Origin of the sequence: Bradyrhizobium sp. F1.13.3, assembly GCF_040548265.1 — a bacterium.
Classification (GTDB): Bacteria; Pseudomonadota; Alphaproteobacteria; order Rhizobiales; family Xanthobacteraceae; genus Bradyrhizobium.
Genome location: NZ_JBEPRI010000001.1, coordinates 371127 through 385721, shown reverse-complemented (window position 1 = coordinate 385721; position 14595 = coordinate 371127). Strand labels below are relative to the sequence as shown.

Below are 14595 nucleotides of genomic sequence, written 5' to 3'. Positions count from 1 at the left end.
CGGCTCACGTATCGTGACGATCGCGAAACGCCCTTTTTAACGGGCCAGGAATGCCTGCGGTTTACCCGAAGAGGGAAATTCGGTCAATCAGAATATCTGCGGGACGTGTGCTTGACCTGTATGTGGCGTGTTTTGCCTGTCAGGCAACGCGAGGGATTGGGGGCGCAGCACTGACTGTGCGGGCTCGCATCGCAGTGCAGAGCGCGTAGGATTGCGAAAGCGTTCATATGTTCGTCATCGGCGGACGGATCGATGGGTGCCGCTCACGCTCTCTCCCATCCTACGAGCTCAATCTGAGCGCCGCCTGATGCGCTGGTACAGCCAAAATTTGCAATCTTGGTACTGGTTTCGTGACCAGGCAGGACGCATCTAGCCGCTAGTACCGCGACCGAAGCGAACCCGATCGGCAGTCTCAGTACAAGCCGGTCAATGCAGACAGCGCAGATCGCGGACACTTCCACACTGCCCGGCAGTTTGTGGATAGCCGTTGTGCTTAAGCTGCCCGCAACAGTTGCATCAAGAGACAATGACCGAGGAGATAATCCCATGAAGGCGATCGTTGTAACGGAACGGGCCGCGGGAACGGCCGGGATGAAGCTGGTGGACCGGCCCGAGCCGCAGGCATCGATAAACGACGTCGTTGTTCGGGTTCATGCGTCGGGATTTGTTCCGACCGAGCTGACGTGGCCCTCGACCTGGACCGATCGCCTCGAGCGTGACCGAACGCCGTCGATCCCTGGGCATGAGTTGGCTGGAGTGGTCACCGCTCTCGGATATGGCACTACGGGGTTGTCGGTAGGACAGCGGGTGTTTGGCCTCGCGGACTGGTATCGCGACGGCACGCTCGCCGAGTATGTGGCGATCGAGGCACGCAATCTCGCGCCGCTCCCGGGCGACGTCGACTTCACGGTGGGCGCAAGCCTGCCGGTCTCGGGCCTAACCGCGTGGCAAGGGCTGTTCCAGCATGGCCGTCTCCAGGCGGGGCAGAGCGTCCTCGCACACGGCGCGGCCGGCGCAGTCGGGTCGATGGTAACGCAACTCGCAGGAGAGGCCGGCGCCTACGTCATCGGCTCTGGACGCGCCGCCGACCGTCAGACAGTGCTCGACTTCGGCGCGAAGGAGTTCGTCGACCTCGACAACGATGCCCTGGAAGACATCGGCAAAGTCGACTTGGTGTTCGATGTCATCGGCGGTGACATCCAGAAGCGGTCCGCAGGATTGATTCGAGTCGGAGGAACACTGGTCACCATCGTCGGGCCCGCAGAGGCGCGACCCTCCGACAGCCTGGCGGTCGACTTTGTCGTCGAGGCCGATCGTGCCCAACTGAGTGAGATCGTCCAGCGGGTGCGGGACGGACGATTGCGGACAAACATCGGCAACATCTCGATCTTCGACGATGCGATCACCGCCTTAAACCCGACCAGGCGACGCAAGGGGAATACGATCATTCGCGTTCGTCCCTGAGGGAGCATGCCCATCGATGCACGCAGCGTGCAGGATGGGCTGAGCCCTTGCGAAACCCATCATATTTCGTCATCGGCGGACGGTTTGATGGGTTTCGCTCAAGCTCTACCCCATCCCACGAGCTTAGGTCCTCAAGCTCCCGGATGTGCTTCGCGGTCCATATTAAACGTAGGTCACCCAACTCCGGTTTGGGGCAATCGTGACGGTTACCAGCGGTGATGGTGCCGCCAGCCATAATGATGGCCTCGGCCTCTGCCCCAGCCGTAATGATGACCACGGCCGCCGCGATGACCCCAGCCGTGGCCACCGCCATGTCCGTGGCCGCCCTTGACCTCGATGGTGTCAGTCTGAGACCCGCCCAGTGCGTCCGGCTTGGCAACGGGCATCGCCGAAGCTGAAGGTGAGGGTATTAAAGCAACGGTCCCCGCCACAAAGCCGACCAAGCAAAGCCACTTCATGCAATCGCCTCCCAATAAGAATGAAACCAAGGGCCAGCCGGCCGCGGCACATTGCGGCCGCGTTCGCTCCCGCTCGTCAACAATGAAGCCGGGAAAAAGTTGCAATGAAATCTGACGCATTGCGGAGGCGTAGGATACCTATGCCCGGTTGAAGGCAGTCGTGGTCCACTTCGAATCAGAAGCTGCCTTCACGCACTCCCGCTCCGTTAGGTCGGCAACGGGCGCAGCACACCTCGGATGGGTTGGGCCCTTGGGAAGCCATCATGCTTCGTCATCGCGGACGGTTTGATGGGTTGCTCGCGCTCTACCCGTCTTACGAGTTCTAGGCTGCCTTGACGGCCCTGATCGCGATCCGGCGGACGATTTCCGCAGCGATGTCGCTGATCGAGCCGATGAAGTCGACAGGCCCATCATATTCCGTCGCATTCAAAGGCATACCGCGCGTTGCGGCGCCGTGCGTCCCCAGCACCATCGTGACGCCGCCGGCGAAATGTATCGCCTCCAAGCCACGCGATCCGTCGTTTAGCTCACCGCGCAATACAACTCCGATCGCGCGCCTTCTGCCGTGAGCTGCGACAGACGTGAACAACAGGTCAACCGTCCGATTGCGATACTGGTCTTGCGGGCCCTCAATCAGGTGGACGCGGCTTCGCGCCGCCAGAGAAAGGTGCGCTGCAGGTTCGCCGACGTAGCAGACGCCAACCTCGAACTCCTCGTCCTCGTCCGGTATCATCACGGGCAGCATCGACCGGCGCGCCAGCACCTCACGCAGATAACTGATGCGGTCGCTGGGGCGATGCAGGACCACAAGCACGACGGCGGCCAGATTGGCAGGAAGCGCTCCGAGTAAGTCCCCCAAATCGCGCAAGCCCTCAGCACCGGAAGCGCCGATTGCGACAAAACAAGGCCCGAACTCATCCGCTCGATTTGGCTGCATGTCGCCAAAATGGCAGGCTGCACTGCGACAGGATTGATCTGCCTCAAGTTTGGTCCGAATGAGGTTGGATCGGGCTAGTCTCGCGACTTCACTAGAAAGCGCGTAGCATGGGTTGAGCACAGCGAAACCCATCCCACGAGTTTGCTTCAAGCCGGCACGATCACCTTGCCGATCGGCCAGAGCGCGATGCCCGCGAGCTTGAGGTGGGCCCAGGCGAAGGGAATGCCGATGATGGTGATCGCGAGGGCCAGAGCGGTGAGGAGATGGCCGAGCGCCAGCCACCAGCCGGCCAGCACGAACCAGATGATGTTGCCGATCACCCCGAGCGGGCCGGTGCCGATATCGCTCATGCCGGTGACCTCATAGCGGCTGACCGCCCGCGAGCCGAACGGCATCAGCGTGTAGACCGCGATGTTGAAAGCCGCCCGCGCCCAGGGCAGGCCGATGATCGTGATCGCCATGATGACCGCGGCGACCAGCCAGCCGAGCGCCATCCAGGCGCCGCCGATGAGGATCCAGAGCAGGTTCAGCAGGATGGAAACGGGAGCCATGGGATGATCCGAAGGTCGATGATCCCGTTCATATAACATGATCGCCGAGATCATGGTTCACGACCGCAAGTTGGCGCACGATTGCTATCGATGTCGTCGTCGCTTTGCGCGAGGTCGAGCGCAGCGGGCATCGCCGACCCTCCCTCGAAAGTGATCGTTACCGGGTAACTACGGTGTTCCCTTGCAGGAACGGACGCGCTATCGGAAATCGGCAATCGGGAAAAAATGGCATAGAGCGCAGCTGCGGAAGCGGCCGCTTCAGAACGTCTGTCGGTATTTTTATACCGGAAACAAGCAGTCCCCCGTGTGTTGGAATTGAGTTTCGCAAAACGAGGAGGCTGAGTCTGCGGGGGGTGTCCTGCGCGCGGTCGACGATGGGGCTTTCATGAAAGTGGCAAACGAGGTCATCGAGCTGTTGGTGCAGTCTGCGGGCACATGGCTTTTTGAGGGCCACCGCTCCGGCTTGACCGACCGCGAATGGATGGCACTTCGCTTCCTGGCGCGCGCAAACAGATTCTCGAAAACTCCGAGCGCCCTGGCAACCTATCTAGGCACGACTCGGACGAGCGCATCCCAGATCGCCGCCGTACTTGCAGAAAAAGGACTGCTGACGCGCAAGGCGTCGACGGAAGACAAGCGCTCGATCGCGCTGTCCGTGACGCCACAGGGCACGAAGTTTCTCGATCGCGATCCGATCAGTGCCCTTCGGGATCAGGTTGTGATACTCGAGCTTGCCGACAGAACGCGACTACGCGATGCACTCCGGCAGGCCCTTCTCCGTCTCGATACTGCGCTAAGGCGGCATCATACAGACGTTTGCAGCGAGTGCATGTTCTTGGCAGAAAGAAGCAAGCAGAAGGGCAGTCACTTCGAATGCCGTTTGTTTCGAAAAGAACTGGCCCTCAAAGAAACAGAATTGCTCTGCACCCATTTCGAGAGGCGCACCTGAGCGTTTGGCAGCCTTTCCTGGCGGAGGCTTTTCGTCTGTCTTCGGTCAGATCTTCCGCCCCGCCTGCTCCCAATAGGGATCGCGCAGGCGGCGCTTGAAGATCTTGCCGGAATCTTCGCGCGGCAGCCCGGTGCGGATCTCGATGTGCTTTGGCACCTTGTAGTCGGCGAGTGAGGCCTTCAACCGCGCGCGGATATCGCCGGCGTCGAGCGCGATGCCCGGCTGCGGCTCGACAACGGCCATCAGCGCTTCGCCGAACTCGGCATCGGGGATGCCGAACACCGCGCAATCATGCACGCCGGGCACGGCGTGCAGCACGGACTCGATCTCGGCCGGGTAGATGTTGACGCCGCCCGAGATCACCATGTCGCGCTTGCGGTCGCAGATGAAGACGTAGCCGTCTTCGTCGATGTAGCCGACGTCGCCGGAGGTGATGAAGCCGTCGCGATCGATCTCGGCGCGCTTCTCCGGCTTGTTGTGATAGGTGAAATCGGCCATCCCGGCCATGCGCGAGTAGATCTCGCCGATCTCGCCGACGCCCAGCACGCGCCCGTCCTCGCCGATGAAACGCAGCTCGGCGCCGGGTGATATTTTGCCGACGGTGCCGGGCTTCCTCAGCGCATCCTCGGAGGTCGCGAAGGTGACGGCGCTGGATTCGGTCGAGCCGTAGAATTCGTAGATCACCGGCCCCCACCACTCGATCATGGCGCGCTTGACGTCCGCCGGACAGGGTGCTGCGGCGTGAATGATGTGGCGCAGCGAGGAGACGTCGTATTTCTTGCGCACTTCCTCCGGCAGCTTCATCAGGCGGATGAACATGGTCGGCACCATGAAGATGGTGTCGATTTTGTAGCTTTCGATCAGCTCGAGAAATTCCTCGGGCTCGAAGCGCGGCATCAGCACCAGCGCGCCGCCGAGCTTGCCGGCGCGGATGCCGAACGAGTTCGGCGCGGAATGATAGAGCGGGCCCGGCAGGATCGTGCGAGCGCCGGGCTTCAATCCGTAGATCATCGCGCGCATGCGCTCGCCGGCGGCTGCCTGTTCCGGCGTCGGCGCATTGCGCCGTACGCCCTTGGGATGGCCTGTCGTGCCCGAGGTGTAAATCATGTTCATGGGCTGCGGCACGATCGGTCCGTCATAGGGCTGATGCTGCGCGAGCCAGGATTCGAAATCGATCGCGAAGTCCGGCGTCTTCAGATGATCGGGATCGATCTTGTAGCTGGACAGGATCTCCGGCGGCGTCGGCACGCTGAGCACGGTGACGCCTTTCGGGATCGCATCGCGCAAGGCATGTAGCATGTCGGCATGGCCGATCAGCACGGAGGTGCCGGTGTCGTTCAGGATGTAGTTGATCTCTTCCGGCTTGAAGTGCCAGTTGATCGGCACGCCATAGGCGCCCAGCCGCATCGCTGCATAAGCGGCCTCGATGAAGGCGATGTCGTTGCGCATCAGCATGCAGACGCAATCGCCCTGCCTGACGCCGATCTTGCTGAGGCCGGCGGCGATGCGGTCGGCACGGTTGGCGACGTCGACATGGGAGCGGCTGCGCTCGCCGGAGACGATGCCGAGGAAATTTGAGGTTTCGCTCATTGTTGATTTTTCTTCGTTAATTAGTAGCGGTGCCAGTTGGTCGTCATCACCGGGCTTGTCCCGGTGATCCACATTCTGCTTCGTCGCCTTGCCAAAGAACGTGGATGGCCGGGACAAGCCCGGCCATGACGGAGACAAGAGTCAATCCGCAAACTTCGGCGCGCGCTTCTCCAGGTTGGCACGCACCGCCTCGGTCTGATTGGCGCTGCCGATGAGCTTCTGCTGCTCGACGGACTCGGCGAGCAGCGCGGGGCCCGGATCGACCGAGAGATTGTTGAGCAGGCGTTTGGCGGCGCGGATCGCATCGGGGCTCTTGCCGGCGATCTCGCGCGCGACGTCGAACGCGGCAGCGCGCGGATCGTCGCAGATGCGCGTGGCGAGACCGTAAGCCATCGCCTCCTGCGCGGAGAAGATGCGGCCGGTGTAGGTGAGATCGCGCAAGATGTCATCGCGCACCAGTGAAGCCAGGATCGGCGTGCCGGCCATGTCGGGCACCAGACCCCATTTGATTTCCATCACCGACATCCGCGCATCGGGGGTGAGGAAGCGCATGTCGGCGCCGAGCGCGAGCTGGAAGCCGCCGCCGAAGGCGACGCCCTGGATCGCCGCGATCACCGGCACCGGAAGTTGGCGCCAGCCCCACACGGCTTGTTGCGCAAAGTTCGCCTGACCGTGCGTGCGCGCGGTGAGGTCGCGATTTTCGCCACCCGGAATTCCGTTGCCGCCCTTTTCCTTCATGGCGGCAAAACGCCCCATGTCGAGACCGGCGCAGAAGGCGCGGCCCTCGCCGGACAGCACGACGACGCGCACGCTCTTGTCCTTTGAAAGCCGGTCGGTTGCGGCCACAAGCGCCTCGAACATGGCCTGATCCAGCGCATTCATCTTGTCCGCGCGCACCAGGCGCACGTCGGCGACGCCTTCCGAAATCGAGATCGAGACGCGCTCTTCCATGGATGAATTCTCCCCTGGTTCCCTGCTGTTCTTGTTCGGTGCCGCTTTACAGGAAGCCGGCGGCCGGATTTAGTCAATTGATCAATTAACCGACAATCGCGACAGGGGAAACAGCCATGTTCAAGGAAAATCTTCTGGCGGGACGACGCATCCTCGTGACCGGCGGCGGCACCGGGCTTGGCAAGTCGATGGCGGCGCGATTCCTCCAGCTCGGAGCGGAGGTGCACATCTGCGGCCGGCGCAAGATCGTTTGCGACGAGACCGCGACCGAGCTGATGGCCGAGTATGGCGGCCGCGTGAGCAGCCACGGCGTCGACATCCGCAACGCGCTCGCCGTCGAGGAGATGATCGAGACCATCTTTCGCGACGGCCCCCTCACCGATCTCATCAACAACGCCGCCGGCAATTTCATCTCGCGCAGCGAAGAACTGTCGCCGCGCGGCTTCGACGCAGTCGCCAACATCGTCATGCACGGCACGTTTTACGTGACGCAAGCGGTCGGCAAGCGCTGGATCGCGTTGAAGCAGCCCGGCAACGTCGTCTCGATCACCACGACCTGGGTGCGCAACGGGTCGCCTTACGTGGTGCCGTCGGCGATGAGCAAGTCGGCGATCCATGCCATGACGATGTCGCTCGCGGCCGAATGGGGCCGCTATGGCATCCGGCTGAACACGATCGCGCCGGGCGAGATCCCGACCGAGGGCATGAGCAAGCGCATCAAGCCCGGCGACGAAGCCGGCGCGCGCACCAAGGCGATGAACCCCATGGGCCGCGTCGGCACCATGGAGGAATTGCAGAACGTCGCCGTGTTCCTGATCTCCGGCGGCTGCGATTGGATCAGCGGCGAGACCATCGCCATGGACGGCGCGCAGGCGCTCGCCATGGGCGGCAATTTCTACCAGCTCCGCGACTGGAGCGACGACGATTGGAAAACCGCGCGCGAGAGCATCATGGCGCAGAACGAGAAGGACCGGGCCAAGCGGGGGTAGTTCGCTCTCTCGTGCCCCGGACGCAGCGCAGCGCGCCGCCTTCGGCGTGGTGCGCTGCTGAGCCGGGGCCCACGTTTCTTGCACGTCGATAGAATGGGTCCCGGCTCTGCGCAGCAGCGCGAGAGCGCTGCAGCGCGTCCGGGACACGAAACCGCCATTGAACTTCTCCCATCTTGTCATCGCCCGCGGATGACGCCACACTCCCCACCGTAAAAACAAGACGTCACGGGAGAGACATGTCCACCACACAGCCATTGGCTGACCTCGCCGACATGGTGCGCGAGCGCGCCAAGAGCCGCGGCAACGCCATCGCCTTCGACTTCGAAGGCCACGTCACCAGTTTCGCCGAGTTCGACATCAAGACCAATCGCGTCGCCAATGCGCTGATCGCGATGGGTGTGAACAAGGGCGAGCGCATCGCCTATCTCGGCAAGAACAGCGACATCTATTTCGAGCTGCTGATGGGTGCCATGAAGGCCGGCGTGGTAATGGCGCCGGTGAACTGGCGGCTCGCCGGCCCCGAGGTCGCCTTCATCGTGAGCGACTGCAAGGCGCCGGTGCTGTTCGTCGGGCCCGAATTCATCACCCAGGTCCGCCAGATCAAGGACCAATTGCCGGGCGTGCGCAGCGTCATCACCACCGAAGGCGGCGCACCGGAGTGGCAGGATTTCACGGCCTGGCGCGATGCACAGAGTGGCGACGATCCCAAGGTGCCGATCGACACCCGGGACATTGCGATCCAGCTCTACACGTCAGGTACGACAGGCAAGCCGAAGGGCGCGATGCTGTCGCATGCGAACTTCCTCAACCTCGTGCAGACCGGAAATGCCGAGGACAAGCCCGAGTGGAACCGGTGGTCGACCGACGACGTGTCGCTGGTCGCGATGCCGATCTTCCACATCGGCGGCTCCGGCTGGGGCGTGATGGGGCTCTATCACGGCGCCCGCGGCGTGATCGCGCGCGAGTTCGATCCGACCAAGGTGCTGGATTTCTTCGAGCAGTCCGGCATCACAAAGCTGTTCATGGTGCCCGCGGCGATGCAGTTCGTGGTTCGGCAGCCGCGCGCCAGGACGGTCGATTTCTCGCGGCTGAAATACATGCTCTATGGCGCCTCGCCGATCCCGGCGGCGCTGCTGAAGGAATGCATCGAGATCTTCAAATGCGGCTTCGTGCAGATGTACGGCATGACCGAGACCACCGGCACCATCGTCGCGCTGCCGCCGGAGGATCACGTCGAGGGCCTGGAACGGATGCGCTCGGCGGGCAAGGCGCTGCCGGGCGTCGAGATCGCGATCCTTGATGTCGACGGCAAGCCGCTGCCGCCGCGCGAGGTCGGCGAGATCGCGACGCGCTCGGGCTCCAACATGGCAGGCTACTGGAATTTGCCGGAAGCGACCGCCGCGACGCTGCGCGGCGACGGCTGGCTGCGCACCGGTGACGCCGGTTACATGGACGAGGACGGCTATCTCTACATCCACGACCGCATCAAGGACATGATCATCTCCGGCGGCGAGAACATCTACCCGGCCGAGGTCGAGAGCGCGCTGTGCGATCATCCTGACGTCGCCGAGGCCGCCGTGATCGGCATTCCCGACGACAAATGGGGCGAGGCAGTGAAAGCCGTCGTGGTGATGAAGCCGGGCAAAGAGGCAACCGCCACTGACATCATCAACTTCACCCGCGAGCGTATCGCCGGGTTCAAGACGCCGAAGAGCGTGGAGTTTTTGCCGGCGCTGCCGAGGAATCCAAGCGGCAAGATTTTGCGGCGGCAGTTGAGGGAGCCGTATTGGGCGGGGAAGGATAGAAGGGTGAATTAGCTAGGCCGTCGTCCCGGGGCGCGCGCAGCGCGAGCCCGGGACCCATAACCACAGGGAGCGGTTTGGCGAAGACTCGTGGTTGCCAGCCTGCCTCAACACCTTCTCCCTGGGGTAATGGGTCCTGGCTTTCGCCAGGACGACGTGGAGAGATAGCTCGCAACAATCCCTCAATGCTTCCCCGGCCCCATATACCCGAACAGAAATCCCGCCACTTTCCGCATCTGGATCTCCTCGCTGCCCTCGGTAATGCGATAGCGGCGGTGGTGGCGGTAGATGTGCTCGAACGGCTTGTGGCGTGAGTAACCCATGCCGCCATGGACCTGCATGGCGCGGTCGGCGGATTCGCAGCAGAGGCGGTTTGCCCAGTAGTTGCACATCGAGACGCGGTCGGACAGCGTGCGCTCGATCTGCTCCTCGGTGAGCTTGTCCATCTCCCAGGCGGTCTTGCGGATCAGCAGCCGCAGCATCTCGGCTTGCGTCGCCAGCTCGACCAGCGGGAACTGGATCGCCTGGTTCTCGGCCAGCGCCTTGCCGAACGGTTTTCGCTCGCGCGCATATTTCACGCTCTCGTTGATGCAGTAGACCGCTGCTCCCAACGAACTCGCCGCCTGCCGGATGCGGTTCTGATGGACAAAACATTGCGCCAGCGACAGGCCGCGGCCGACCTCACCGAACAGCGCGTCCTCCGGCACGAATACGTCCGTGAAACTGACGCGGGGATGATCGGTCGGCATGTTGAAGGTCCACATGTACTCTTCGATCTTCACGCCGTGGCTCTCGGCCGGCACCAGGAAACAGGTGATGCCGCGCGCATCGCCGTCATTGCCGCTCGTGCGCGCGAACAGCGCGCAGTGGGTGGCGACGTGCATGCCGGTGGTCCACATCTTCTCGCCGTTGATGATCCAGCCCTTGACGTTGTCGCGGGTCGCGGGCACTGCGCGCGTTTCCATGTGGGTCGCATCCGAGCCGTGATTGGGCTCAGTCAGGCCGAAGGTGATGCGGTACTTGCCCTTGATCGAACCGTCGATCATCGCCTTCTGGTCGTCGCGGCCATAGCGGTCGAGCATGGTGGCGACGGGGAAGTTGCCGACGATGGAATGCTCGTTCTGGAGGTCGTTGTGCAGGCCGAGCCCCTTGGCGGCAAAATGCTCGCGGATCACGGCCATCCAGAGGTTGGAGCCATCCTTGCCGCCATACTGCTTCGGCACCGGAAACCGCAAATGACCGGCAGCGTCCGCGAGATCCTTGGCCTTGCGCAGCAGCGCTTCCCATTCGTGACGCGGCAGGCCGCCATTCTCGAAATCGGTGCGCGCCCATTCGCGACGATGATCGAAGAAGCGGATGTTATCGTCGGCCTCCTCCAGCGGCTTGATCTCGCGTTCGATGAAACGGTCGAGCTCTGCGAGATAGGCGACGAGATCGGCAGGCAGTGAGAAATCCACGGTTCTCTCCCGGATGATTTTTCGTTTTGCGTTAAGGCGCTATACGCACTTTTACTTCTCACGATTAAGGTGAGAAGAGCGCCGCCAAGTCAAGCAATGCGAGACGTGTGAGAGGCGCAAGGCGCGCCCGCGCAATTCGATGGTGTTGAAACGCGCCTGCGCGCTAGTATGGCCGCAATATACCTTCACGAGAAAATGCGGGAGCGACCATGGAGCTGAAGTTCTCAAAGGTGGAACGCAAGGGGCCGATCACGATCGTCACGCTGTCGCGGCCCGAGGTCTACAACGCGCTGCACACCGACGCGCATTTCGAGCTGCAAAAGGTGTTCGACGATTTCTCCGCCGATCCCGAGCAGTGGGTTGCGATCGTCACCGGCGCCGGCGACAAGGCGTTCTGCGCCGGCAATGATCTGAAATGGCAGGCGGCCGGCGGCAAGCGCGGCTGGGACAAGGGTGGCTTCGCCGGCCTCACCGCGCGCTTCGACTGCGACAAGCCGATCATCGCCGCGGTCAATGGCGTCGCCATGGGCGGCGGTTTCGAGATCGCGCTGGCCTGCGACCTCATCATTGCCTCGGAGAACGCGACCTTCGCCCTGCCCGAGCCGCGGGTTGGGCTGGCCGCACTCGCCGGAGGCCTGCACCGGCTGCCACGCCAGATCGGGCTGAAGCGCGCCATGGGCATGATCCTCACCGCGCGCCATGTCAGCGCCAAGGAAGGTCTCGAACTCGGCTTCGTCAACGAGGTGGTGCCGCAGGGCGAGGCGCTCACGGCCGCGCTGCGCTGGGCCGACATGATCACCAAGAATTCGCCGATGTCGATCCGCGCCTCGAAGCAGGCAATTCAGAAGGGGCTTGGCGTGTCGCTGGAGCAGGCGATCGAGGAGCAGCGGGAGTATCCGGCGGTGAAGGCGATGGTGGCCTCGCAGGATTACGTCGAAGGACCGAAGGCGTTTGCGGAGAAGCGGCCGCCGAAATGGATCGGGAAGTAAACTGTTTCCGTCATGGCCGGGCTTGTCCCGGCCATCCACGCCTCACCGCACGGCGCGAAGAACGTGGATGCCCGGGACGAGCCCGGGCATGACGATGCGGAGAGAGTAGCGCGCCTGCATCAACGCCGTCATTGCGAGCGCAGCGAAGCAATCCAGACTGTCTCCGCGGAGACGGTCTGGATTGCTTCGTCGCTACGCTCCTCGCAATGACGAGGAGAGGTCTACTCGCCTCGCGACAGCTCGCGCTTGTACGATGCGTAATTCGGCTGGTCGACTGCGAGCTTGTCCATCGTCGTCTGCCAGAGGTGCTCGGCAAGGCCTGGCGTTGCGAGATCGAGCTCGCCCTTGGCGATGCGCTCGGCGAGTGCGCGGTTGAGGTCGGTGACCGAGCCGTCCATGCCGAGCAGAACACGCAGCCGCTCCACCTCCGCGGCATCGCTCCCCTCCTCCCGCGTCAGCTGCCGCGTCACGAGGTCGAGGATGTTGACGGCGACGCGCAGCTTGAAGGCCTGATGGCCGGAGATCAGCGGCGTGATCTCGTTGCGGAGGAAATCGGCGACCGACTTCGCCAGCTCGATCGGGGTCGGCTCGTCCTGCATGGTCAACTCCCCCGCGGCGCCAGCAGCCGCAACAGATCGATCTCGGTCTCGGAAGCGCGACGGCCGATCATGGCGCGTTCCATCGAATGGTCCGGGCCTTCGCGAAACCGCTGCATCATGCCGCCGCACATGATGCCCCAGCGCAGCGTGCCCATCACTTCCCAGAATTTGACACGCGATGGGTCGACCTTGCGTCCCGCGGACTCATAGCCGGCGAACAGCTCCTCACGCGAACCAAACCCGCCGACCGGCTTGTCGATCTCGCCAAAGCGCCAGGAGTTGACGCAGACCCAGCCGAGATCCTCCATGGGGTCGCCGAGATGAGCGAGCTCCCAGTCCAGCACCGCGCGCACGCCATCGGCACCAATGATGAGATTGCCGTTGCGGAAATCGCCATGCACCAGCGTCGTCTCGGCGGCAGGGCCCGGATCGTGGTCGCGCAGCCAGCGCAGCGCCAGCTCGAACACCGGCTTTGGCCAGTCCAGGCTGCGATAATCGCGCTCGAACTCGGCGATCTCCTGGCTCGCATCGCGACTGCGCAGCTCGGGCAATTTGTTCTGCGGCAGCCTGTGCAGGCCCGCAAGCACGCCGCCGATCTGCCGTGCGAGAAGCGGCCGCGCCGCCGCGAACTCGTCATCGCGAAGAATCTTGCGCGCGATGGTCTCGCCCTCGACCCGCTGCATGATGAAGCCGGTGCCGAGATCGTCGTCCGGCGTGAGCACATGCATCACACGCGGCGACGGCACGTCGGCCTCATAGGCGAGCTGCATCAGCTGCGCTTCTGCGGCAAGACCCGCCGCGCGCGTCGGCGCCGCGCCATAGCCCTTCGGCGAGCGGCGCAGGATTGCGCCGATCACGCCATCGGGATGCGCAATGTCGAAGCGCCAGGTTTCCTGGCTGGCGCCGCCGGACAGCTTGGCCACGCCCGTCGCGCCGGTCGCCCCCTCGCACCAGCGCGCGACGCTGCGGGAGAGTTCGGCCTCGATCATTTGCCTTTGAACTGTGCCGGGCGCTTCTCAAGGAACGCACCGACGCCTTCGCGGAAATCATCCGTGTCGCCGGCGCGGAGCTGGCACCGGAATTCGAGATTGAGCTGATCCTCGAAGGAGTTTTCCGGGCTGTCCCAGTAGAGCTTGCGGATCAGCGACAGCGCGACCGTCGGGCCGCTGGCGAGGTCGTGCGCGAGCTTCATCGCCTCCTCCATCAGCACGCCGTCATCATAGACGCGGTTGACGAGGCCCCATTCCAGCGCCTTCTCGGCCGGGAGCCGCTCGCCCATCAGCGACAATTCGATCGAGCGTGCCTTGCCGATCAGCCGCGGCAAGAGCCAGGTCGAGCCGCAATCCGGCACGAGGCCGATACGGCGGAAGGCTTGAAGAAAGTAAGAGGACCGCGCGCATAAAATCATGTCTCCGAGCAGCGCGAAGCTCATGCCGGCGCCGGCCGCCGGGCCGTTGACCGCGGTCACGATCGGGCAATGCAGGTTGCGGATGCGGCGCAGGAAGGGATGGAAGCCAGTCTCGAGCGTCAGGCCGGCCTTGGTCTTCTTCGACTGGTTGTTGCGGCCCTGGAGATTCGCGCCGGTGCAGAACGCTCGCCCCGCGCCCGTCAGCACCACGCAGCGCACCTCGTCCTTCTTCTCCTCGATCGCGTCGAGCGCTTCTGAGAGACCGCCCAGCATGTCCACGGAGACCGCGTTCATCACCTCCTGGTGGTCGAGCTTGAGGATCGCGACCGCACCGTCGAGATCGAGCGTGACGTGTTTGAACTGCATGGTTTCCTCGTGAGTTGCGGCCTGCGCCAGTTTCGCAGACCGGAATTGCTTTTGCCGGAGCGCATATTTGATTTTTGGCGCGGTC

General features: G+C 63.3%; 13 protein-coding genes. 5 read left to right on the top strand and 8 right to left on the bottom strand.

Translation table 11 applies throughout. The annotated features are described in order from the left end of the window. Window positions 1–546 precede the first annotated feature (546 nt). On the top strand, window positions 547–1464 hold the full coding sequence (locus ABIB66_RS01810) for an NADP-dependent oxidoreductase (RefSeq protein WP_354207002.1): 918 nt from the start codon (window positions 547–549) through the stop codon (window positions 1462–1464). 780 nt (window positions 1465–2244) lie between these two features. On the opposite strand, the gene ABIB66_RS01805 is transcribed toward ABIB66_RS01810, so the two are convergent. Together ABIB66_RS01805 and ABIB66_RS01800 are read right to left on the bottom strand one after the other, a co-directional pair. Continuing rightward, window positions 2245–2859, bottom strand: a complete 615-nt coding sequence (locus ABIB66_RS01805) for a chemotaxis protein CheB (RefSeq protein ID WP_354254058.1) — start codon at window positions 2857–2859, stop codon at window positions 2245–2247. A gap of 146 nt (window positions 2860–3005) precedes the next feature. Next, window positions 3006–3410, bottom strand: coding sequence for a YccF domain-containing protein (locus tag ABIB66_RS01800; RefSeq protein WP_354056395.1), 405 nt, complete (start codon window positions 3408–3410; stop codon window positions 3006–3008). 385 nt (window positions 3411–3795) lie between these two features. On the opposite strand from ABIB66_RS01800, the gene ABIB66_RS01795 reads away from it, so the two are divergent. Beyond that, a complete protein-coding gene (locus ABIB66_RS01795; protein ID WP_275170560.1) occupies window positions 3796–4359 on the top strand; it encodes a MarR family transcriptional regulator in 564 nt (187 codons plus the stop codon). Between the two features lie 45 nt (window positions 4360–4404). Here the strand turns inward: ABIB66_RS01795 and ABIB66_RS01790 are convergent, their stop codons facing one another. Both ABIB66_RS01790 and ABIB66_RS01785 read right to left on the bottom strand, forming a co-directional pair. Continuing rightward, window positions 4405–5949 (bottom strand): acyl-CoA synthetase, encoded by a 1545-nt coding sequence (locus ABIB66_RS01790; protein WP_354207009.1) that lies wholly within the window; start codon window positions 5947–5949, stop codon window positions 4405–4407. Between the two features lie 141 nt (window positions 5950–6090). Further along, the gene (locus ABIB66_RS01785) at window positions 6091–6900 is read right to left on the bottom strand and encodes a crotonase/enoyl-CoA hydratase family protein (protein ID WP_354207011.1); all 810 of its coding nucleotides are present in this window, start codon (window positions 6898–6900) and stop codon (window positions 6091–6093) included. Window positions 6901–7016: 116 nt separating this feature from the next. On the opposite strand from ABIB66_RS01785, the gene ABIB66_RS01780 reads away from it, so the two are divergent. Further along, window positions 7017–7889: an SDR family oxidoreductase gene (locus tag ABIB66_RS01780; RefSeq protein ID WP_275170557.1), complete on the top strand. Its 873-nt coding sequence runs from the start codon at window positions 7017–7019 to the stop codon at window positions 7887–7889. Window positions 7890–8125: 236 nt separating this feature from the next. Then, window positions 8126–9706, top strand: coding sequence for a fatty acid--CoA ligase (locus ABIB66_RS01775; protein ID WP_354207013.1), 1581 nt, complete (start codon window positions 8126–8128; stop codon window positions 9704–9706). A gap of 167 nt (window positions 9707–9873) precedes the next feature. Here the strand turns inward: ABIB66_RS01775 and ABIB66_RS01770 are convergent, their stop codons facing one another. After that, on the bottom strand, window positions 9874–11148 hold the full coding sequence (locus ABIB66_RS01770; RefSeq protein WP_354207015.1) for an acyl-CoA dehydrogenase family protein: 1275 nt from the start codon (window positions 11146–11148) through the stop codon (window positions 9874–9876). Between the two features lie 209 nt (window positions 11149–11357). On the opposite strand from ABIB66_RS01770, the gene ABIB66_RS01765 reads away from it, so the two are divergent. Continuing rightward, window positions 11358–12137 (top strand): enoyl-CoA hydratase-related protein, encoded by a 780-nt coding sequence (locus tag ABIB66_RS01765; RefSeq protein ID WP_354207017.1) that lies wholly within the window; start codon window positions 11358–11360, stop codon window positions 12135–12137. Window positions 12138–12358: 221 nt separating this feature from the next. Here the strand turns inward: ABIB66_RS01765 and ABIB66_RS01760 are convergent, their stop codons facing one another. Genes ABIB66_RS01760 through ABIB66_RS01750 form a run of 3 tightly spaced genes read right to left on the bottom strand, consistent with a single transcriptional unit; the run spans window position 12359 to window position 14510 of the window. Then, window positions 12359–12736 carry a DUF6285 domain-containing protein gene (locus tag ABIB66_RS01760; protein ID WP_354254056.1) on the bottom strand — a complete coding sequence of 126 codons (378 nt, stop codon included), beginning with the start codon at window positions 12734–12736 and terminating at the stop codon, window positions 12359–12361. A 2-nt stretch (window positions 12737–12738) separates the two neighbouring features. Further along, the gene (locus ABIB66_RS01755; protein ID WP_354207021.1) at window positions 12739–13725 is read right to left on the bottom strand and encodes a phosphotransferase family protein; all 987 of its coding nucleotides are present in this window, start codon (window positions 13723–13725) and stop codon (window positions 12739–12741) included. After that, the gene (locus tag ABIB66_RS01750; protein ID WP_354207023.1) at window positions 13722–14510 is read right to left on the bottom strand and encodes an enoyl-CoA hydratase/isomerase; all 789 of its coding nucleotides are present in this window, start codon (window positions 14508–14510) and stop codon (window positions 13722–13724) included. Before ABIB66_RS01750 ends, ABIB66_RS01755 begins: the two co-directional genes overlap by 4 nt. Window positions 14511–14595: the final 85 nt, after the last annotated feature.